This is a genomic window from Actinocorallia libanotica (assembly GCF_039525175.1).
Taxonomy (GTDB): domain Bacteria; phylum Actinomycetota; class Actinomycetes; order Streptosporangiales; family Streptosporangiaceae; genus Actinocorallia; species Actinocorallia libanotica.
This window is the reverse complement of sequence record NZ_BAAAHH010000021.1, coordinates 123,857-144,558: the sequence shown is the minus strand read 5'-3', so window position 1 is coordinate 144,558 and position 20,702 is coordinate 123,857. Positions and strand designations below refer to the sequence as shown.

The window sequence follows — 20,702 nt, the reverse complement described above, 5'->3', positions numbered from 1 at the left end:
CGATTATGTTCCGTGCCGTAACGTAACATAACTATAGGCTGGGGCCCATGGTGAACCGGCGCAGCTCCACCACCGCCCGCGGGGCCGGGGGCCGTCCCCGCGACCCCCACATCGACGACGCCGTCATCGCGGCGACGCTGGAGGTGCTCGCCGAGACGGGCTATCCCGGCCTGACGCTCGAAGAGGTCGCCCGCCGCGCCGGCACCTCGCGTCCGGCGATCTACCGCAGGTGGGCCGGGCGCGCCCGCCTGGCGCTCGCCGCGATCGCGACGCGGCTGGACGTGCCCGAGCCGCCCGACACCGGGTGCACCCTGTGCGACCTCGGGGAGGGCTTCAACGTGTTCCTCGCCGCCTACCGCACGATCCGCCCGGACGTGCTCGCCTCCCTGTACGCCGAGTGCGCGCCCGACCCGGAGCTGCAGGCGCGCTACCTGGAGACCGTCATCGAGCCGTCCCGCCGGGCGGTCGGGCGGACGCTCGACCGCGCCGTCGCCCGCGGCGACCTGCGTCCGGACCTCGACCGGGAGCAGCTGCTCGACATCTTCGGCTCACTGGTCCACTACCGCGCCCTGTTCGGCCGCCGCCACATGAGCGACGCCGAGGCCGAGAAGGCGGTCGAGACGCTGCTCCAGGGCATCGCCGCGGACTATCCGGCGCTCCTGGCCCGCAGCGAGGCGCTCGAACAGGAGCACCCGGGCGCCCACTGACCCGGCCGCCTCAGCGGAGGGAGGCCAGGGCGGGGTGGTTCTGCAGGCCGTGGACGCCGTGGATCCGGTGGGTCGTGTAGGCGATCAGGCTGGGGAGCGACGGTCCGTAGAGGGCCAGGGGGACGGCGTTGGAGAACTCGAAGACGATGGACTGGTTCTCGGGCTCGGGATGGAAGGCGGTCACGGCGTTGTAGTAGAAGCTCGTCCACTGTCCGCCGACCAGGCAGATCAGCCGCCGGTCGGTCACCAGGACACGGAGGAACTCCTGCTCCCGCCACCGCTGGACGGCCTCGGCCCGGGCCTGGCTCCGGCGCATGGAGTTGCCGAGGGCGGTCATGGCGACGCCCGCCGCGACGAACCCCGCGCTGCCGACGAACAATCCCGTGACGTGCTGGTAGGCGGCGTTCGTCCCGTAGAAGCGCGCGTAGTTCGTCGGGAAGTCCAGATGCGCCTGCTCGCCCTCCTCCAGCACCACCCCCCACACGGCGAGGGGCTGGAGCGGCAGTCCCGCCAGCAGCGCGGCGGTGAGCCGCCGCCCCTCCTCATGGCCGCTCTGCCGGACGACGGCCAGCTCGGCCTGCCGGGACGTCTGCGCGCGCTTGTTCTCCCGCCGGGCCAGCACCCCGAACACCGGCGTCGTGAGCAGGCTCGGCACCCAGACCCACCCGGCCGCCAGCGAGACGGCCCGCAGCGCCACGGGGGCGTCGTCGGACACCGCGCCGAGGGGGAGCAGGAGGAGGAAACCGCCTACGAGGACCAGCGCCGAACCGACGAACCAGGGTTGCCATCGCCGCATGCCGTCTCTCCCCTCGAAGATCACGTCCCGCGGCGAGCGTACCCACCGGGAACGCCGGGGGCCATCACGCCGCCCGCCGTTGTACATCCATGGTCGACACGAGGGCGGGCCGGGATCCATCCGGCGGAGGAGGCCGCGCGAGGCGGAGATTTGTAGGTTGGCCCGTATGGGGAGCGACGGGCGGCGGCTGTGGGGACGGTCCTGGGGGCGCGGGGCGGACGGGGCACTGGCGGTGCTGGCGTTCGTGCTGGTCGGGCTGGGGAGCCTGCGCTCGCTGGTGGTGGTCGGGCGGGAGTCCTGGGCGGTCACGGCCCTGGAGTGGGTCCTGATCGGCCTGGTGTGCGGGGCGCTGTACCTCAGCCGGCGCAGGCCGGTCCCGGTCGCGCTCTTCACGCTGGTGGGAGCCATGTGCTACTACCTCCTCAGCTCCTCCGACGGGCCGGTCCTCGTCGTGTTCGTCATGGCGCTCTACTGGGTCGCTGCCGGAGGGCGTCTGCGGGCGGCGGTCGGGTTGACCTCCCTGGCCGTGATCCTGGTGGGCTCCGGGACGCTGCTGGGGAACGACGACGTCAACGGCGTCGCCCTGTTCATGCTGGTCGGCTGGTTGGGGGCGGTGGTCGCGATCGGCTGGGTGCACCACAGCCGCCAGGCCTACGTGCTGGAGCGGGAGCAGCGGGCGGCCACCGAGGAGCGGCTGCGCATCGCCCGCGAGCTGCACGACGTCGTCGGCCACCACCTGTCGCTGATCAACGTGCAGTCGACGGCGGCGCTGCGCCGCCTCACCCGGCATCCGGAACGCGGCGCCGGCCAGGTCGAGGAGGCGCTGGGGGCGGTGAAGGAGGCCAGCGGGGAGGCGCTGCGCGAGCTGCGGGTCACCCTGGGGCTGCTTCGGGAGGCGGGTGAGGAGCCGCCCACCGCGCCCGCCGCGGGGCTGGACCGGATCGAGGACCTGGTGGCGGCGGCGCGCGTCGCGGGGCTCGACGTGCGGACGCGCGTCACCGGCGAACCCGTCTCGCTGCCCACCGAGGTCGACCTGGCCGCCTACCGCATCGTCCAGGAGTCCCTCACCAACGTCACCCGCCACGCCCGCGCCCGCGAGGTCCTCATCAGCGTCGAGCACGGGCCCGGCCTGGTGGCGGTGGAGGTCTCCGACGACGGGCCGGGCACGGCGGAGCACACGTCCGGCACCGGCATCATGGGCATGCGGGAACGCGCCCGCGCGCTGGGCGGCGACCTGACCGCCGGCCCCCGCGAGGGCGGCGGCTTCGCGGTGCGGGCCCGCCTCCCCCACGAGAACGGAGCACGTCGATGATCAGGGTGGTGCTGGCCGACGACCAGCGTCTGGTGCGCGCCGGCTTCCGGTCGATCCTGGAGGACGAGGACGACGTCGAGGTGGTCGGCGAGGCGGGGGACGGCGACGAGGCGGTGGCGGTCTGCCGGGAGAGGCGCCCGGACGTCGCCCTCATGGACGTGCGCATGCCCGGCACCGACGGCCTGGAGGCGACGCGGCGCATCACCGCCGACCCGCGGCTGGACGGCGTGCGGGTCGTCATCCTCACCACCTTCGACCTGGACGACTACGTCTACAGCGCGCTGCGGGCGGGTGCCAGCGGCTTCCTGCTCAAGGACACCGACCCCGACGAGCTGCTCCACGCGGTGCGGGCGGCGCACCGCGGCGACGCGCTGATCACCCCGTCCGTCACCCGGCGGCTCATCGCCGAGTTCGCCGGCCGGGTCAAGCCGCCCGCGCCGGCGCCGGCCCTCAACGCCCTCACCGCCCGGGAGCGCGAGGTCATGGAGCTGGTCGCCGCCGGGCTGACCAACGACGAGATCGCCGCCCGCCTGGTGCTCAGCCCGGCGACCGCCAAGACCCACGTCAGCCGCATCCTCACCAAGCTGGCCGTGCGGGACCGCTCCCAGCTCGTCGTCCTGGCCTACGAGTCGGGCATGGTGCGTCCCGGCTGGTTCGGCGGCTGACTCCGGAGGTATCCGCGGCCCGCGCCGTACGACCGGGGGAGTAGCCCGGGTGTCGGCTCCAGGCCGATGCCCCGGACGAGGCCTCCGGCCGACGCTGGGCGGCATGCACACATCTCCTGTCCAAGCCAAGGCCGGGCTCGTCGGCCTGCTGGCCGGAGGGGCCGCGGGCTTCCTCCTGCTCGACGTGGTCGGCGCGCTCCTCCTGGTGGTCCTGGGCCGGTCCTTCGTCGGCGACGGCGAACCGGTCGTCCTGATCGTCGCGGTGCCGCTGGTCTGCGCGGTGCTGGGCTGCCTCGCGGCACTGCGCGTCGCGCGGCGCAAGGGAGGGCGGTGACCGTGGCGGCGCGTGAGACGACGGGGCTGCCCGGCCGGACGGCCTCCTGGGCGCAGCGGCACCGCTGGAGCGCCCTCCTCCTGTGGGTGCTCACGGTGGCGGTGGTCACCGCGGGCTCCCAGATGGCCGGCAGCGCCTACCAGAACGACTTCTCGCTCCCGGGCACGGACTCGCAGGCGGCCCTGGAGCTGATGGAGCGCCACGGCGCGACGCAGGCCGGGGCGAGCGTCCAGATCGTCCTCCAGGACGAAGGCGGCCTCGAAGACGACAGGCCGCGCGTGGAGCGGATGCTCACGGCGGTGCGCGGGCTGCCCTTCGTCACCGACGTCCGGAGCCCGTACGACGGCGCGCTGTCGGCGGACGGCACCATCGGATACGCCTCGGTCGCCCTCGCCGCCGGGTCCGAGGAGGTGCCCGCGGCGGACGTCGAGCGGCTCCTCGAAACCGCGGGCCAGGTCGAGGGGGACGGGGTGCGCGTCGAGTTCGGCGGTGACCCCGTGCTGAAGGCGGAGGAGTCGGGCGGCGGTGCCGCCGAGGGGGCGGGCATGCTCGCCGCCCTGGTCATCCTCGTCCTGCTCTTCGGCTCGCTGCTGTCGGCGGCGGTGCCGCTGGTCATCGCGGTCTTCGCGGTGGGCGGCGCGCTCGGCCTGATCGGCCTGGCGTCCCACGTCTTCACGATCGCCGACTTCACCCCGCCGATCATGATGCTGGTGGGCCTGGGCGTCGGCGTGGACTACGCGCTGCTCATCCTCTACCGCTACCGGCACCAGCTCCTGGCCGGCGACGACCCGGCCGCCGCCGCCCGCGCCGCCCTGGACGCCGCGGGCCGGACCGTCTTCTTCGCCGGGTGCACCGTCATCATCGCGCTGCTCGGCCTGGTCGTGCTCGGACTCGGCTCGCTGCAGGGCGTCGCGCTGGCCGTGGCCCTGACCGTCCTGGTCACCATGGCCGCCTCGCTGACCCTGCTGCCCGCGCTGCTGGGGTTCTTCGGCGGCCGCATCCAGCGCCACGTCCGCAGGAGCGCCGCCAAGGCCGAGGCCAGGGGCCGCCGGGAGGGGCGCCGCTGGTACGCGCTGGCCGCCGCCGTGCAGCGCCGCCCGCTCGCCGCCCTGCTCGTGTCGGTCTTCGCGCTGCTGGCGCTGTCCGCACCGGCGCTCGGCCTGCGCCTGGGCTTCGGAGACGCCGGGAACAACCCGCCGGAGAGCACCACGAGGCAGGCGTACGACCTGCTCGCCGAAGGCTTTGGACCGGGCTTCAACGGCCCGCTCGTCCTGGTCGTCCAGGGCGGCGAGCCCGCGGCGCGCAAGCTGCGGGCGGTGCTGGAGCGGACCGACGGCATCGCCGCGACCGTCCCGCCGTGGCCCACCGAGGACGGGAGGCTGCACACGCTGATCGCCTTCCCCGCCACGGCCCCGCAGGACGAGGCCACCGCCGGCCTCGTCCACCGGCTCCGCGACGACGTCCTGCCCCCGCTCGCCCGGGAGACCGGCGCCCGCTACCTGGTCGGCGGCCCGACCGCCGCCACCCAGGACTTCGCGGACGCCGTCTCGTCGCGCATGCCGCTGTTCGTGGCCGTGGTCGTCGGCCTGTCCTCGCTGCTCCTGCTGGTGGTCTTCCGGTCGCTGCTGATCCCGGTCAAGGCGGCGGTCCTCAACCTCCTGTCCGTGGCGGCGGCGCTCGGCACCATCGTCCTGGTCTTCCAGCACGGCGGGTTCGGCGTGCCCGCGGGCCCCATCGAGGCCTACCTCCCGGTGATGATCTTCGCGATCGTCTTCGGGCTCTCCATGGACTACGAGGTCTTCCTCATCTCCCGCATCCACGAGGAGTGGGAGCGCACCCGCGACCCCTCCCGGGCCGTCCGCGCCGGCCTCGCCGCCACCGGCAAGGTCATCACCGCCGCCGCGGCCATCATGATCGTCGTCTTCGCCGCCTTCGTCCTCAGCCCCACGCGCATGCTCCAGCAGTTCGGCCTGGGCCTGGCCGCGGCCGTCCTGCTGGACGCCGTGGTCATCCGCTGCCTGATCGTCCCGGCCGTCATGCAGCTCCTGGGCGCCCGCGCCTGGTGGCTGCCGCCACCGCTGGCCCGCCTCCTCCCGAGGATCGAGGTGGAGCGCCGGACCGCCGACGTCGGGTTATGACTGCTGCCAGGAACGCTGGGAGAGGGCGATCCGCTCCAGCGCCGCCTTGAAGATCCGGTAGGCCTCCTCGCCCACGTCCTGGCGGTGGCGCCGCTCGATCAGGGCGAGGATGGCGCGGGCCTTGCCGATCTCGTCGAGACCCGACTCGGTGGGGACGACGAGCTTGGCGCGCCGGTCGCGGGGGTCGGGTTCGCGGCGCACGTAACCGAGCTCGACCAGCTCGTCGACGATCACTCCGACGATCTGCTTGTGCTGGCCGGAGCGCCGTGCCAGCTCGGTGGCCCGCGCCCCCTCGGGCGGCAGGAACGCCAGCACGGTGCCGTGCCGCGGCCGCACCTCCCGGTGGCCCTGCTCGGCCAGTTTCGCGAACAGCTCCTCCTGCAGGGCGCGTCCCAGCTGCCCGACCAGCATGCCCAGATCCGCCTCTCGCGCGGTGTCGACCACGACGACCTCCATTTAGTCATAAATATTGACTATCAATAGTCGTGATTGTACCGCCGTCGGAGGCGGATCAGCCGAAGACCTTCCGGGACCAGGTGTACTGGGCGTCGAGGAGCTCGGCCAGGAGGTCGAGGACGACGGTCCCCTTGCCGTCGGCGGCGTCGGCGTTCAGCGCGTACACCGTGTCGCCCGCCGCGCCGGGCGGCAGCAGCATGATCCGGCGGGCGCCCGACCGCTCGACCGCCCACGCCAGCTCGGTCATCCGGGCGCCGGGGGACAGTTCGAGGTCCTCGGGCAGGAGGTATCCCTCGGTGAGGTTGTCCAGGACCGCCCTGCCCGCGGAGCTCTCCTCCGGCAGCACCATGTAGGCGGGATAGGACATGACGATCGCGTCCTGGCGCAGCAGCCGCTGCATCCGGTGGTGCTCGGGCCCGTACGCCGACCCGGGCGGCACGGGCTGGGCCCGCAGCGAGCCGACCGCCGACTCCAGGAAGACCACCAGGTTCTCGCCGCACGCCTGCCACGCGCCGGGCGCCGCCGGGAAGCCGATGTAGCCGACGACCGGGAACGGCGGATCCGGCAGGGTGTTCAGCCCGAGGAACAGCCGCGGCTCCGCCACCGCCCCGGCCTCCCGGGCGTCGTGGAGCACCCCGTGCGCCACCTGCCCCAGCCCGCCCATGCCGTGGTCGGGGAACCGGGCCGCCGACCGTACTCGCGCGTCGCTCACGGTCCCATGGTGGCGACAACGGAGGACCGGCCAGGTCCGAACCGCGGAACATCCGGCTCTGCGGTGATGCGCGCCCTACGAGCGGCTTTCCGGGTACTGCTCCCGTCCGTTCCATCTGACAGAGATCGTTTCGTTGTCTAAGGTTGCTGGTCCGAAGGAGGGATGCGGATGGCGGCGAAGGGCGCCGAGGTCCGGCGGGCCGGACGCGAAGCCTTCCTGACGCGCACCCGTACCGTCCTGGACGCGCTCGAACACCTCATCGGCGGGCTCGGCACGGCCATGCTGGCGTTCGCCGCCCTGCTGTGGCTCCTCCTGGTCGGGCTCCTGTGCGCGGTCGGCGTCGGCCTGCTCCTGGGACCCACCGTGCTCCGCGTCATCCGCGCCGCCGCCGAGCGGGAGCGCGCGCGGCTGTCGCGGTGGGGCCCCGAGATCATCGGCATGGGGCCCGCGCCGAGGCGCGTGCCCGACGGCCTCGCGGACCGGACCGTCCGGCGGGAGCTGGTCTGGCTCCTGGCGCACGGCACGCTGGGCCTGCTCCTCGGCGCGCTCGGCGCGACCCTGGCGATGCAGGCGGTGCAGGACGTCACCTACCCGCTGTGGTGGCGGGTGCTGCCGCCCGACGAGGCCAGCCCGAACTTCGTCTTCTGGGCCGTGGACGGTGACGGCGACGCCGTGGCGGTCGCGCTCTTCGGCTTGGTGCTGGCCGCCTCCTTCATGCTCCTCGGACCGGCGGCGGCACGGCTCCAGGCGTGGCCCGGGCGGCGGCTCCTGACCCCTCCCGCCGACGTCGACCTGTCGCTGCGGCTGGCGCGGCTCACCGCCACCCGCGCCGCAGCGCTGGACGCGCACGCGATGGAGCTACGGCGCATCGAACGCTCCCTGCACGACGGGACGCAGAACCGGCTCGTCGCCGTCACCGTCCTGCTCGGCGCGACCCGCCGCGCGCTGGTCCGCGATCCGGAAGCCGCCGAGGCCCTGCTCGGAAAGGCGCACGACGCCGCAGAGGAGGCGCTGGCGGAGTTGCGCACGGTCGTGCGCGGCATCCTGCCGCCGGTCCTGGCCGACCGGGGGCTCGCCGACGCGCTCGCCGGGCTCGCGGCGAACTGCGCCGTGCCCTGCCGGACCGACGTCGACGTGCCCGGACGCTGCGCCGCCTCCGTCGAGGCCACCGCCTACTTCGTGACGGCCGAGGCGCTCACCAACGTCTCCCGGCACAGCCGGGCCCGGCACGCCTCCGTGACCGTGCGCCGGGAAGAGGACCTGCTGGCGCTGCGGATCGAGGACGACGGGATCGGCGGCGCGGACCCGGACGAGGGCTCGGGGCTCGCCGGGATCCGCGGCCGGATCGAGGCGCACGACGGCAGGCTCACCGTGACCAGCCCGCCGGGCGGGCCGACCGTTCTCCAGATGGAGCTGCCATGCGAATCGTGATCGCCGAGGACGATGCCCTGCTGCGCGAGGGACTCGCGCTGCTGCTGCGCGCGGAGTCCCTGGACGTGGTGGCCACCGCGGAGACCCCGGACGCCTTCCTGGCGGCCGTCGACGCCCACGGGCCGGACGTCGCGATCGTCGACGTGCGGATGCCGCCCACACACACCGACGAAGGCATCAGGGCCGCGGTGGAGGCGCGGAGCCGCCGGCCCGGCCTGGCCGTTCTCGTCCTGTCGGCGTACGTGGAGCAGGCGTTCGCCACCGAGCTGCTCGCCTCCGGCACCGCCCGGCTCGGCTACCTGCTCAAGGAGCGGGTCGGCCGCGTCGAGCAGTTCCTCGACGCGCTGCACCGCGTGGCGGAGGGAGGCACGGCCATCGACCCCGACGTCGTCGCGCAGCTGCTCACCCGGTCCCGCCCCGACCGGGGACTGGAGCGCCTGACCGCCCGGGAGCGCGACGTACTGGCCCTGATGGCCGAAGGGCTGGGCAACACGGCCGTCGCCGAGCGGCTCGTCGTCACCGAAGGCGCCGTCCACAAGCACATCCGGAGCATCTTCGCCAAGCTCGACCTGGCGCCCGACGACCGGGCGGACCGCAGGGTCGCCGCGGTCCTGCGCCACCTGGAGAGCGCCCGCGGCCTCGGCTGACGCCCGGCCTTCCAGCCTGCACCACCACGGGGGAGCAGGACGCTGGAGCGGATTTCGAGCGGGTGGCGGGAGCGACCCGGGGGCAGTGCGCTGCTGCGATGGAGCGTCCCCGTACACACCCCCATGAAGGGTTCGATCCATGCACACGTCAACGCCGCCGGACGTCGGAAAACCCGCCCCGAAACCCGGAGGCCGTGGCCTCACCGGAGTCGTCCGGCGGCATCCCCTGTCCGCCTTCTTCGTCCTGGCGTCGGGGGCGAGCTGGCTGTTCTGGCTGCCCTACATCCTGTCCAACGACGGGCTGAAGGTCCTGGACCTGGACTTCCCGCCGTTCCTGGGCGACGCCCAGATCCTCGGCGTCCTGCCCGGCGCGTACGTCGGCCCGCTCGGCGCGGCGCTGGCGGTCACCCTGGTCACCGGCGGCCGGGCGGGGCTGCGCGCCTGGCGGCGGCGGCTGTTCCAGGTGCGGGTGGGCTGGTACTGGTACCCGGTCGTGCTGCTCGGCGTCCCGGCCCTCCTGATCGGCGGCACCTTCCTGGTGCCCGGCGCCACGGAGGACCTGCGGGCGCCCTCCGCCATGGTCCTCGCGGCCTACCTGCCCCTCCTGGTCCTCCAGGTGATGACCACCGGCCTGGCCGAGGAGCCCGGCTGGCGCGACTTCGCCCTCCCGCTGATGCAGCGCCGCTTCGGACCCGCCGTCGGCACCCTGTTCCTCGGCCTGGTGTGGGCGCTGTGGCACCTGCCGCTGTTCTTCACCGGTTGGTCGCTCGCCGGCACGCGCCCGGACGCGCACTGGTGGGCCACGATCGGCGTCTTCACGGTCATGTGCGTGGCGATCAGCTACCTCATCACCTGGGTGTTCAACCACACCAAGGAGAGCCTGCCGGTCGCCCTGCTGCTGCACGCGAGCAACAACACCGTCGCCAGCATCGTCCTGCCGGAGATGTTCCCCGACACCGACGGCGCGGTGATGCTCTCCGCGGGTGCCATCGGGTACGGCATCGCCGCCGTCGCCCTCCTCGCCGTCACCCGCGGCCGCCTCGGTTACCGGGGCGCGCGCGACTGACGACGCGAGAGGCCCCGCCGGAACGCTCCGGCGGGGCCTCGTCGTGTGCGGGCCTACTCCCGGACGCCGATGCCCTCGACCGGCGGAGTGCGCAGGAGCCCGCCGATCGGCAGGATCGTGGAGACCAGCGCGAGTGCGGCGGTGCCGACCACGATGACGGCCCAGCCGAGGGCCGGGACGTAGGGGACGGGCTGCCCGGCGACGGCGTTGACGACCGAGGAGAGGGTGACCGCCGCGATCGCGACGCCGATCGTGAGCGCCACGCCCAGCAGCGCGCTCTGCTCGGCGTAGACCATCCGCCTCACCTGGCCGCGGGTCACCCCGACCAGACGCAGCAGGGACAGCTCGCGGGTCCGGGACAGCGCGGCCATGACCAGGGTGTTGGCGGCCGCGAGCACCGCATACCCGACCAGCACGGCGATCAGCAGCCGGTTCAGCCAGGCGCTGATCGCCAGGTCGCGGGCGAGCTCGCCGGTGAGCCGGTCCGTCCCGGTCACGGTGCTCGCCGGGTACCGCTCCGCGAGCGCGGCCAGCGCCGCCGTGCCGACGCCCGGCGCGGTGCGGATCAGGACGTGGTCGTCGAGACCGGTCACGGTGTGCCCGCCGAGCGTCTCGTTGGCCAGGGTGACGTCGCCGAACCCGAAGCCCCGGTCGTAGACGGCGACGACCCGCAGGGTGACCTCCGTGCCGTCGCCGAGCCACAACCGCGCCTTTCCGCCGAGCTTCCAGCCCGACGACTTCGCCCGCGACTCCGATACCGCGACGGCGGCGCCCTTCAGGTCGGCGAGGCTGCCCGACCGCACTCGCAGGTCCAGGGTCTGCTCCGCCCCCTGCGGGTCGATGCCCTGCGCGACGACCTCCTGGGCGCCGAAGTCCATGGGCACGATCACCGACGTGCGGCGCACCCCGGTCGCGGCGAGCACCCCGGGTATCCGGCGGGCCTCCTCCGCCGCTGAAGCGGGCAGCCCGGCACCGCTGGCGAGCACGTGCTGGGCGAGCGTCCCCTCGCGGCTCTGGACGACCGTCTCGCGCTCCAGGTTGTCCTGCAGGAACCAGACGGTGCCGCCGAATCCGACGGAGAGGACGAGCGCGGTGAGCACGGCGACCATGCCGCGCGCGTTCGCCCGCAGGTTCTCGGCGGCGAGGTGGCCGCTGGTCCGCCACACGGCCCGCAGGACCGGCGCGAGCAGCCGGGCGGTACCCGAGTTGATCCACGGGGCGAGGAGCGCGACCGCCAGCACGAACGTGTACAGCATGCCCACCGCGGCGCCCATGGCGGCCTCGCCGTCGAGGCCCCCGGTGAGTGCGATCAGGCATCCCGAGAGGGCGAGGAGCACCAGGCCGGAGACGACCCGGACTCGTCCGTCCGGCGCCGGTTCGACGGCCGCCTCGCCGAGCGCCTCGGTGGGGCGGATGCCGGTGGCGCGCCGCGCGGCGATCCAGGCGGACACCAGCGCGATGGCGGCCACCGCCGCGATCACCGCCGGGACGGCCAGGAAGCCGCCGCGCAGGGTGAAGGATTCGGGGACGAACCCCCGGTCCACGAGCTCGCCCCGGATCCAGACGGTGGCGGCCAGCCCGCACGGGACACCCACGACCGCGGCGAGCAGGCTGAGCACGCCCGTCTCGCCGAGGATCAGCGCCCGCACCTGGCCGGGTGTCGCGGCGATCGCCCGCAGCAGGGCGAGGTCGCGGCGGCGGTGCCGTACCGACAGACCGACCGTCGCGGCGACCACGAAAATGATGATCAGCGCGGCGTAACCGCCGAACGAGGCGCCGGCCTGCACGACGAATTCCCGCGCGGCGGCCGCCGCGGGTTCCTCGACCAGTCCGAGCCCGTCGCCCGCGTACGTCTTCGCCTCCGTGTCGGCCACGGCCTTGCGCACCGAGGCGATCACGGCCTCCGGGTCGGCGCCGGGCTCGGCGAGCACGCCGATTGCGTCGACGCGGCCCGGGTGCGGGTCGAGCAGGGCGGCCTGCGCGTCGGTGAAGAACAGCGCCGCCTCCCGGCCCCGCGCCGCCACGACGCCGCTGACCTGGAACCGCTGGACCGTCCCGCCGACGACGATCTCCGCGGTGGAGCCGGGACGCAGCCCTCCGGCCTCGGCGAGGCGGGCGTCGACGACGATCTCGCCGTCGGACCGCGGCCCCGTACCGGACACCAGCCGGTACGGGGCGAGCGCCGCGCTTCCCCAGCCGTGTCCCGCGGTCGGCACCTTCGCCGCGGCCACCGGCACCACCGCGATCGAACGGTCTCCCACCGCGTCCGCCACGCCGGGCACCGCGGCGATCCGCCGCACCAGCGCCTCCGGGACACCGCCGCGCTCGGGCAGCACCAGCGTGGTGGACTCGCTCTCGCCGAACATCTCCGGCCCGGCGATCGTGATGTCGCGCTGGGCGACGACGGCGGCGGCCCCGGCGTAACGCTGCGGCGCGCCCTGGTACCGCAGCCCCGACTCCACGAGAAGCCCGCACACCGTCAGGATCATGACTCCGGCGACGAGCGCGACGAAGGTCGCGACGAAGCCGCCCTTGCGGAAGCGCACCATCTGCACGGCCGGTCCGAGCACGGTTCAGCCCTCCCGCGCCGCGACGGGCCGGCGGCGGCCGAGCGCCGCGAGCTGCTCGGCGATGCGCCGGACCCCGGGCTGCGGCATGTCCTGCACGATCCGGCCGTCGGCGAAGACCATGACCCGGTCGGCGTACGACGCGGCGACCGGGTCATGGGTCACCATGATGACGGTCTGCCCCGACTCGTCGACCACCGCCCGCAGCAGCTCCAGCACCTCTGCCGCGGTCTGCGTGTCGAGCGCGCCGGTCGGCTCGTCACAGAAGATCACTTCGGGCCGGGTGGCGAGCGCCCGGGCGATCGCGGCCCGCTGCTGCTGGCCGCCGGAGAGCTCCGAGGGCCGGTGCCGGAGCCGGCGGACCAGGCCCACCCGCTCGACGACCTCGGCGACCCACGCCGGATCCGGTTTGCGGCCGGACAACCGCGACGGCAGCAGGATGTTCTGCTCCACCGTGAGCGCCCCCACCAGGTTGAACGCCTGGAAGACGAAACCGACGCGGTCGCGGCGCAGCTCGGTCAGCTGCTTCTCCGACATCCTCGACAGGTCGGTGCCGCCGAGCAGGACCCGGCCCGACGTGGGCCGGTCCAGCCCGGCGGCGCAGTGCAGCAGGGTGCTCTTCCCGGAGCCGGACGGACCCATCACCGCGGTCATCGTCCCTCGCCGGAATCCGGCGTCGACGTCGTCCAGCGCCACGACGGGCTGATCACCTCCGTACGTCCTGCTGACGCGCTCGACGCTGACGACGTCGTCGGCCGTGGGCATTGACATGGTGCGTGCCTTCCGAAAAGGGGGGTCTCGTGCGACGGATCCCCACGCTAAGGAGACCGGCCCTACGGCATCAATGCAGCCTGCGGCCCATGCGCGGTGGTGCAGGCACTACCGGTGCCCGGTGTGGGGGAGACCTCTGGGGAGGAAGGTGTCCTGCGCCAGATTCCGGGGAAGGGACAACCCCTACAGGGGGAGAGGCACACGCCGTGCCCGCCACGCCTCCTCCTGGTTTCCAGAAGGAGGAAAATGCCAGACCTGCGGCAAGAAGACCGTGTCTTCGTCCTGGACCTGGGCGACGGGGCCAACCGCCTCTCCCCGGAGCTGATGAAGCACATCAACGTCCTGCTGGACGAGGTCACCGCGCAACCGGGCCCGGTCGCGCTGGTCACCACCGGAACGGGCGAGTACTTCTCGCACGGGCTGGACCTGGAGTGGCTCGGCGAGCACAGCGGGGAGCAGGCCTCCTACATCACCGAGATCCACGAGTTGCTGGCCCGCTTCCTCGCCCTGCCCCTGCCCACGATGGCGGCGGTCAACGGCCACGCCTTCGGTGTCGGCGCGATGCTGGCGCTGGCCCACGACTTCCGGCTGATGCGGGCCGACCGCGGCCACTTCTGCTTCCCCGAGGCCGACGTCAACACCCCCTTCACCCCCGGCATGGCCGCGCTCATCCAGGCCAAGCTCACCCCCGCGGCGGCGATCGCCTCGATGACGACCGCCCGCCGCTTCGACGGAGTCCAGGCCCGGGAGCTCGGCCTGGTCGACGGCGTCGCCGACGAGGCGGGCCTGCTGCGGGCCGCCGCCGAATGGGTGCGCCCCCTGGCCGACAAGGACCGCCCCACGCTGGGCGCGATCAAGTCGACGATGTTCGCCACCGCCCTCGGGGCCCTGCGCGAAGCCGAACCGAAGCAGGTGTAGCGGCTCCGCGCGGACGGGACGACCGCGCCGTCCGGACGACGGCCCGCCGGGGCCGCGTCCGGCGCTGCGGTCGGCGAAGGGACGCCCGGAACACTCCGCCGCCAGGGGCTGAGCCCCTCTGCGAGCCGCGGTGTCGGCCCGGGCGGGCCGGATCGTGCTGGAGACGTGCTTTTCCGGTCGGCGCCGCTTCCCCCGCCACTGAAGGCGGGGCTTTTTGCTGTTATGGCACAGCAATCCTTAATGTCGGTCTTGTTGGAATTTCCATTTTCTCTGAGGGGCGGCTCTTCTCCGGCGGGTCCTTCAGCGGTGTCCGGCGACGGCTTCCCCTGCGGTCGAACGACCGGCCGCCCCGCAATTCACGGTTCCAGTAATATGCGAGAAGCCCGTATGGGCCGTCCCGATGCGGAACCGGCCGCATTCCCCGGGGCGGCACCTCCGAATCCCTTGCCCACCGACGAACGCAAGGAAGCTCTCGTGCAAGGCAACATCGTCTCCCCGGGCATCGACATCACGGCGGCGCACCCGGCACGCATGTACGACTACTACCTCGGCGGGCGTGACAACTACGCCGCCGACCGGAAGGCGGCGGACGGCGTCATCGCCCTCTTCCCCGACACCCCCCTGATCGCCGCGGAGAACCGCGCCTTCATGCGCAGGGCCACCGCCGCGCTGGTGCGGGAGGAGGGCATCCGCCAGTTCATCGACCTGGGATCGGGGCTCCCCACCGCCGACAACCTGCACGAGGTCGCCCAGCGCACCGCCTCCGGCATCCGCGTGGTGTACGTCGACAACGACCCCATGGTGCTCGCGCACGGCCGCGCCCTCCTGGAGGGCAACGGCGACACCCGCGTGATCACCGCCGACCTCGGCGACCCCGACCGGCTGCTCGCCGACCCCGGGCTCACCGAGCTGATCGACTTCAGCCGCCCGGTCGGCCTGATGATGCTCTCGGTGCTGCACTTCGTCGAGGGCGACCTGGCCCCGCTCCTGGCCCGCTACCGCTCCCGGCTCGCCCCGGGCTCCCACCTGGCGCTCTCCCACGTCACCGCCGAGCAGGCCGACGCCACCCGCGCCGCCCTGGTCGAGAACACCTACCGCAGCACCAACACGGCCCTGACCTACCGCACCCGCGACGAGATCGCCGCCCTCTTCACCGGCTGCGACCTCCTCCCGCCCGGCCTCGTCCCCACCTGGCGCTGGCGCCCCGACCCCGACGGAGCCACCCGCCCCGGCGCGGCCCACCCGACCGCCCCCGCGGTCCTCGCCGGCGTGGGGCGCGTCGTCCCCTGACGGCGGCACGGTTCCACGGCGGAACGGGTTCCGCGGCGGCACGGGTTCTGCGGCGGAACGGCAAGAGCCGGGACCCGAGGGTCCCGGCTCTTCCCGGGAACGCGCGGTCTCGGGGGTGTCCGGGCGGCCGACGGCGGCGGCGCCCGCTGTCAGCCGCCGGACACGTAGGGGGCGCGGGGAGGGCTCAGAAGCGGATGACGCCGCGGAGGATGCGGCCGTTGCGCATGTCGTCGTAGCCCTCGTTGACCTGCTCCAGGGTGTACTCCTTGGTGATCATCTCGTCGAGCTTGAGCTGGCCGGTCTTGTAGAGCTCCAGCAGGCGGGGGATCTCGTGGTGGGCGCTGGAGGAGCCGTACAGCGAGCCGCGGACCTGCTTCTCCAGCATGGTGAGCATGAAGAGGTTGCCGCTCATCTCGGCGTTCGCGAAGTTGGCGACCGCGGTGACGACGACCTTGCCGCGCTTGGTGACCAGGTCCAGGGCGGGGCCGATGTAAGCGCTCTCGGCGCGGTCGGTGGTGATGATGAAGGAGTCGGCCATGTTGCCGCGGGTCAGCTCGACCACCAGCGGGCCCGCCTCCTCGACGCTGGCCACGGCGTGGGTGGCGCCCAGCTCCAGCGCCTTGGTGCGCTTGAACTCCACCGGGTCGACGGCGATGATGTTGCGCGCTCCGGCGATGCGGGCGCCCTGGACGGCGCTGGCGCCGATGCCGCCGATGCCCTGCACCACGACGGTCTCGCCGGCCCGCACCTCGGCGGTGCGCACGGCGCTGCCGTAACCGGTGGGCACGCCGCAGCCGATCAGCGCCGCCTTGTCCAGCGGGGTGCCGTTGTCGATCTTGACCACGGAGGAGATCGGCACGACCGTGTACTCGGCGAAGGCGCCCAGCAGGGACATCTGCCCGATGCCCTGGCCGCGGGCGTGGAAGCGGTAGGTGCCGTCCAGCTGCGGGCCGTTGATGAGGTGCGCGCCCAGGTCGCACAGGTTCTGCATGCCCCGCGCGCAGTACGAGCAGCGGCCGCAGGAGGGGATGAAGCTGAAGACGATCGAGTCGCCCTCGGCGACCCCGGTCACGCCCGGGCCGGTCTGGACGATGACGCCCGCGCCCTCGTGGCCGCCGACGACCGGGTAGGGCATCGGGATGTCACCGGTGACCAGGTGGTCGTCGGAGTGGCACAGGCCCGTGGCGGCGAGCTTGACCAGGACCTCGCCCTCCTTGGGCGGGTCGAGTTCGACCTCCTCGATCTGCCACTTCTCGTTCTGTCCCCACAGGATCGCGGCCTTGGTCTTCATCGTGTTACGTCCTCTCGGGGGAATGTGTCACAGCTATCACACACCATACGAATCATGGATGATGTATGACAAGACTGGAGTCTCATCCGGCGCGTTCGGCCTGATGGGAGCGACACGAGAGGACGGGGGCGGGCGGCGCCCGCCGTCACGTCACGTCACGGAGGGAAGGGGGCCGAAGAGCCAGTTGCCGGGCGCCTGCTCGTCGGCGCTGCGGAAGTACTGCTCGTTGGCCAGGTGGAGCTCCTCGCGGCTGAGCCAGCCGTTGGAGTCCAGGTCGAGGTGGTCGAAGGCGGTCCGGCCCGCATCCTCGGACATGCGGAAGGCGCTCACGGCCATCCGGAGGTACTCGGTGCGGGTGATCCGGCCGTCGCCGTCGACGTCCATCAGGTCGTAGAAGGCGTCGGCGACCGGAGCGACGTGCTCGCGGTACCCCTCCTCGCGCGCGGTGACGAACGTGTCGAACCCCGCCGCGAACTCCGCGACGTCCACCCTTTCGTCGCCGTCGACGTCCATGGGGAGCGTCACCTCGTCCCACAGCCGGGCGTACCGGTCCCGCACCCGCAGCGACTCGGCGGAGCCGGGCGCGAACCCGAACGCGGTGACGAGCCGGTCGGCCGAGGCGGTGTAGTCCATCCGGTCGACCGTGCCGTCGTCGTCGACGTCCAGGAGGGCGAACAGGTGGGCCATCTTGCGGTGCAGCACATCGGACATGGAGCGGGTCCTCCCGAAGGTCTGATCACTCTTACCGTTCGAGAATTTACTATCCGTTAGCACCCGTGGGAACCTGGCTTGATGGCCACACATGTGATTGACGGGGCGAACGGGTTCGTCGGTTCCCATCTGATCGGCGCCCTGCTGGCGCGCGGGGACGAGGTGGTCGGCCTGGCCAGGGCGTCGGCGGAGGTGGTGCGCCGCAGGGTCGCGGACGCCCTGCTGTGCCTCGGCCTCGACGAGGCGCTCGCCGACCGGCTCCGGGTGCGCCGGTTCGCGCTGGACGAGCCCGGCGCCGGCCTGTCCGGCGCGGCCGCCGCGGAGGTCTTCGCCGAACCCTGCACCTACTGGCACAACGCCGCGCTCGTCACCTTCTTCCCGCGCCGCGAGGAGGACCTCCTCGCCGTCAACGTGGCGGGCTCGGCGAACACCCTGGAGGCGTACGAGCGTTACGCGCGGCCCGGATCGCGCTACGTCTCCGTCGGCACGGCCTACCAGTGCGGGCTCGACACCCGGGGAGTGCCCGAGGAGTGGCCCGAGCACGCCCCTCCGGAGCGGTTCCGCAACTTCTACGAGTACTCCAAACGCGAGGCCGAGATCGCTTTGGCCCGTTCGCGGACGGCCCGTGCGGGCGAGGCGCTGGTGGTGCGGCTGGGCGTGATGGTGGGCCACTCCCGGACGGGCCGGGCCCTGACCGACTACGGGCTGTACGACTTCCTCCGCGTGATGGCCTTCTTCGCCCGCCGCAGCCCCGGCGGGCGGGTACGGCTGCCCTGCCATCCCGACGCCAACGTCCACCTGACGCCCGTCGACACCACGGTCGCCCGGCTGCTGGCCCTGGCCGACGGCGACTTCGCCCGGCCCGTCCGCCACGTGGTGAACGGCACGAGCGTGCGGGTCCGCGACCTGTTCGCCGCGGTCAACGCACGGCTGCCGATCGAGCTGGTGCCCGCCGCCCCGGAGGAGATCGAGGCCGACCCGTTCGACCGCTTCGAGGCGGTCGTCAACATGCGCGCCAGGTACACCGCGACGTACTTCCGCCACCACTACGACTTCGCGTGGAGCCAGGACGCGGCACCGCCCGCGGTCACCGCGGAGACCGTCGACCGCCTGGTCTCCTGGTACGTACGGGAAGGGCTGCCGGAATGAGTGATTTCGTCACTTACCTGAGGGAACGGCTCCGCGACGACCGGGCGTTCGTCTTCCTCCGGGACGACCTGGAGGAGGAACGCCTCACCTTCACCGAGCTGGACCGGCGGGCGCGCGCCGTCGCGGTGTGGCTCACCGGCCTCGGCATGGCCGACCGCCCCGTGCTGCTGCTCTACCCCGCCGGGCTCGACTTCACCGTCGCGTTCCTCGGCTGCCTGTACGCCCGCGCGCTCGCCGTCCCCGCGCCCCTCCCGCAGGCGGGCGGGCAGCACGCGGACCGCGTGCGCGCCCTCCTGGCGGACTCCGGCGCCGCCCTGGTCCTCACCGACGCGGCACACGCCTCAGCCCTCACCGAGATGGCGCACGCGTCCGAGCCCGCCGCCCCACCGGTCCACGCCGTCCCGCCCATCCGGCGGGGCGGCGCGGAGGCCGCCGATCCGCCGGTTCGGGACGGCGCGGGGGCCGCTGATCCGGACGCCTGGTCGCCGCCCGCGATGAGCGGCGACACGATCGCCTACCTGCAGTACACCTCCGGTTCGACGAGCGAGCCGCGCGGGGTCGAGGTCTCGCACCGCGGGCTCCTGCACAACCTCGGGCTGTTCCGGGAGCTGGCCGGAGCCGTCCCGCCCCGGCGGATCGCCGGATGGCTGCCGCATTACCACGACATGGGGCTGGTCGGCCTGCAGCTCCAGGCCCTGCACACCGGCGCCGACCTGGTGCTCATGTCCCCGAACGCGTTCGTCGCGCGCCCCGTGCGCTGGCTGGAGGCGATCAGCCGGTACCGGGCCGACTGGACGGTCGCCCCGGACTTCGGCTACTCCTGGTGCACCCGCAGGATCACCGACGCCGAGTGCGCCGGGCTGGATCTCTCCTCGCTGACCATGGCGCTCAGCGGAGCCGAACCCATCAACCCGGGCACGCTCGACGCCTTCGCGCGGAAGTTCGCCCCCGCGGGCTTCCGTCCGACCACCTGGAACCCCGGCTACGGCCTGGCGGAATGCACCCTCATGGTCACCTGCACCCCGCGCGGCCTGGGCCCGACCGTCCGCCGCTTCGCTCCCGACGGCCTCGAACGCCGCCGCGCCGTCCCGTCCGCCGACGGCGTCCCCCTCGTGGCGTGCGGCTCGCCCACCGGCCTCGACCTGCGGATCGTCGACCCGGACACCCTCGCCCCGCTGCCCGACGGCGGGATAGGGGAGATCCAGGTGGCCGGTCCGAGCGTCGCCGCCGGATACCGCGGCCGCCCGGACGCCACCCGCGCGACGTTCCGCACGGGCGACGACGGCCGCTGGCTGCGCACCGGCGACCTGGGCTTCCTGCTGGACGGGCGGCTCTACGTCACCGGACGGCTCAAGGACGTCATCATCGTCCGGGGCCGCAACCTCCACCCGCACGACCTGGAGGAGGCCGCCCGCGCGGCCCACCCCGCGTCCGGACGAGGCGTCGCGTTCGGCGTCGTGCGGCGGGGCTCCGGCGAGCACGTCGTCCTCGTCCAGGAGGTCCGCCGGGGACGGGAGGGGCACGCCGGCGAGATGGCCGACCGGATCCTCGACCGGCTGACCGGGCGGTTCGGCGTCCCGGTGAGCGTGGTCGTGGTGGGCCACGGCGAGGTGCGGCAGACCACCAGCGGCAAGCTCCGCCGGCGGCACATGCGGGACCTCCTCCTCCGCGGCGGGCTCACGCCCGTGCACACCGAACTCGAACCCGCCCTGAAGGACCTGCTGCCCGCCTCTCCCTGACC

At 73.4% G+C, this 20,702-nt stretch carries 19 protein-coding genes; 12 read left to right on the top strand and 7 right to left on the bottom strand.

What is annotated here, in order from left to right; all coding sequences use genetic code 11:
• Positions 1-47: 47 nt before the first annotated feature.
• Positions 48-707 carry a TetR/AcrR family transcriptional regulator gene (locus ABD140_RS24050; protein WP_344243214.1) on the top strand — a complete coding sequence of 220 codons (660 nt, stop codon included), beginning with the start codon at positions 48-50 and terminating at the stop codon, positions 705-707.
• Positions 708-717: 10 nt separating this feature from the next.
• Here the strand turns inward: ABD140_RS24050 and ABD140_RS24045 are convergent, their stop codons facing one another.
• Entirely contained in the window at positions 718-1,503 is a 786-nt protein-coding gene (locus ABD140_RS24045) for a hypothetical protein (RefSeq protein WP_344243213.1), read from the bottom strand.
• A 166-nt stretch (positions 1,504-1,669) separates the two neighbouring features.
• On the opposite strand from ABD140_RS24045, the gene ABD140_RS24040 reads away from it, so the two are divergent.
• The 4 genes from ABD140_RS24040 (at position 1,670) to ABD140_RS24025 (ending at position 5,952) form a co-directional block, all read left to right on the top strand.
• Positions 1,670-2,815 (top strand): sensor histidine kinase, encoded by a 1,146-nt coding sequence (locus ABD140_RS24040; protein WP_344243212.1) that lies wholly within the window; start codon positions 1,670-1,672, stop codon positions 2,813-2,815.
• Positions 2,812-3,480 (top strand): response regulator transcription factor, encoded by a 669-nt coding sequence (locus ABD140_RS24035; RefSeq protein ID WP_344243211.1) that lies wholly within the window; start codon positions 2,812-2,814, stop codon positions 3,478-3,480. The genes ABD140_RS24040 and ABD140_RS24035 overlap by 4 nt, the downstream gene beginning before the upstream one ends.
• 103 nt (positions 3,481-3,583) lie before the next feature.
• Positions 3,584-3,814, top strand: a complete 231-nt coding sequence (locus ABD140_RS24030; RefSeq protein ID WP_344243210.1) for a hypothetical protein — start codon at positions 3,584-3,586, stop codon at positions 3,812-3,814.
• 2 nt (positions 3,815-3,816) lie between these two features.
• Entirely contained in the window at positions 3,817-5,952 is a 2,136-nt protein-coding gene (locus ABD140_RS24025) for an MMPL family transporter (protein ID WP_344243209.1), read from the top strand.
• Here ABD140_RS24025 and ABD140_RS24020 read toward each other — a convergent pair.
• Entirely contained in the window at positions 5,947-6,408 is a 462-nt protein-coding gene (locus ABD140_RS24020; protein ID WP_344243208.1) for a MarR family winged helix-turn-helix transcriptional regulator, read from the bottom strand. The genes ABD140_RS24025 and ABD140_RS24020 overlap by 6 nt on opposite strands.
• Positions 6,409-6,463: 55 nt before the next feature.
• Positions 6,464-7,120 carry a hypothetical protein gene (locus ABD140_RS24015; protein ID WP_344243207.1) on the bottom strand — a complete coding sequence of 219 codons (657 nt, stop codon included), beginning with the start codon at positions 7,118-7,120 and terminating at the stop codon, positions 6,464-6,466.
• 168 nt (positions 7,121-7,288) lie between these two features.
• Here ABD140_RS24015 and ABD140_RS24010 point away from each other — a divergent pair, with 168 nt between their 5' ends.
• The 3 genes from ABD140_RS24010 (at position 7,289) to ABD140_RS24000 (ending at position 10,264) form a co-directional block, all read left to right on the top strand.
• Complete coding sequence (locus ABD140_RS24010) at positions 7,289-8,551, top strand: sensor histidine kinase (RefSeq protein ID WP_344243206.1); 1,263 nt, start codon at positions 7,289-7,291, stop codon at positions 8,549-8,551.
• On the top strand, positions 8,539-9,198 hold the full coding sequence (locus tag ABD140_RS24005) for a response regulator (protein WP_344243205.1): 660 nt from the start codon (positions 8,539-8,541) through the stop codon (positions 9,196-9,198). Before ABD140_RS24010 ends, ABD140_RS24005 begins: the two co-directional genes overlap by 13 nt.
• 139 nt (positions 9,199-9,337) lie before the next feature.
• Positions 9,338-10,264, top strand: a complete 927-nt coding sequence (locus ABD140_RS24000; protein ID WP_344243204.1) for a CPBP family intramembrane glutamic endopeptidase — start codon at positions 9,338-9,340, stop codon at positions 10,262-10,264.
• A 53-nt stretch (positions 10,265-10,317) separates the two neighbouring features.
• Here ABD140_RS24000 and ABD140_RS23995 read toward each other — a convergent pair whose 3' ends face one another.
• Together ABD140_RS23995 and ABD140_RS23990 are read right to left on the bottom strand one after the other, a co-directional pair.
• Positions 10,318-12,834, bottom strand: coding sequence for an FtsX-like permease family protein (locus ABD140_RS23995; protein ID WP_344243203.1), 2,517 nt, complete (start codon positions 12,832-12,834; stop codon positions 10,318-10,320).
• A 3-nt stretch (positions 12,835-12,837) separates the two neighbouring features.
• Positions 12,838-13,602, bottom strand: coding sequence for an ABC transporter ATP-binding protein (locus ABD140_RS23990; protein ID WP_344243202.1), 765 nt, complete (start codon positions 13,600-13,602; stop codon positions 12,838-12,840).
• Positions 13,603-13,848: 246 nt separating this feature from the next.
• Here ABD140_RS23990 and ABD140_RS23985 point away from each other — a divergent pair, with 246 nt between their 5' ends.
• Entirely contained in the window at positions 13,849-14,520 is a 672-nt protein-coding gene (locus tag ABD140_RS23985; protein ID WP_344243201.1) for an enoyl-CoA hydratase/isomerase family protein, read from the top strand.
• Positions 14,521-14,994: 474 nt separating this feature from the next.
• Positions 14,995-15,810: an SAM-dependent methyltransferase gene (locus ABD140_RS23980; protein ID WP_344243200.1), complete on the top strand. Its 816-nt coding sequence runs from the start codon at positions 14,995-14,997 to the stop codon at positions 15,808-15,810.
• A gap of 184 nt (positions 15,811-15,994) precedes the next feature.
• On the opposite strand, the gene ABD140_RS23975 is transcribed toward ABD140_RS23980, so the two are convergent.
• Both ABD140_RS23975 and ABD140_RS23970 read right to left on the bottom strand, forming a co-directional pair.
• Positions 15,995-17,101, bottom strand: a complete 1,107-nt coding sequence (locus ABD140_RS23975; RefSeq protein ID WP_344243199.1) for an NDMA-dependent alcohol dehydrogenase — start codon at positions 17,099-17,101, stop codon at positions 15,995-15,997.
• A gap of 150 nt (positions 17,102-17,251) precedes the next feature.
• On the bottom strand, positions 17,252-17,812 hold the full coding sequence (locus ABD140_RS23970) for an EF-hand domain-containing protein (RefSeq protein WP_344243198.1): 561 nt from the start codon (positions 17,810-17,812) through the stop codon (positions 17,252-17,254).
• A gap of 81 nt (positions 17,813-17,893) precedes the next feature.
• On the opposite strand from ABD140_RS23970, the gene ABD140_RS23965 reads away from it, so the two are divergent.
• Together ABD140_RS23965 and ABD140_RS23960 are read left to right on the top strand one after the other, a co-directional pair.
• The gene (locus ABD140_RS23965) at positions 17,894-18,961 is read left to right on the top strand and encodes an SDR family oxidoreductase (protein ID WP_344243197.1); all 1,068 of its coding nucleotides are present in this window, start codon (positions 17,894-17,896) and stop codon (positions 18,959-18,961) included.
• A complete protein-coding gene (locus ABD140_RS23960) occupies positions 18,958-20,700 on the top strand; it encodes a fatty acyl-AMP ligase (RefSeq protein ID WP_344243196.1) in 1,743 nt (580 codons plus the stop codon). The genes ABD140_RS23965 and ABD140_RS23960 overlap by 4 nt, the downstream gene beginning before the upstream one ends.
• The last annotated feature ends 2 nt before the right edge of the window (positions 20,701-20,702 follow it).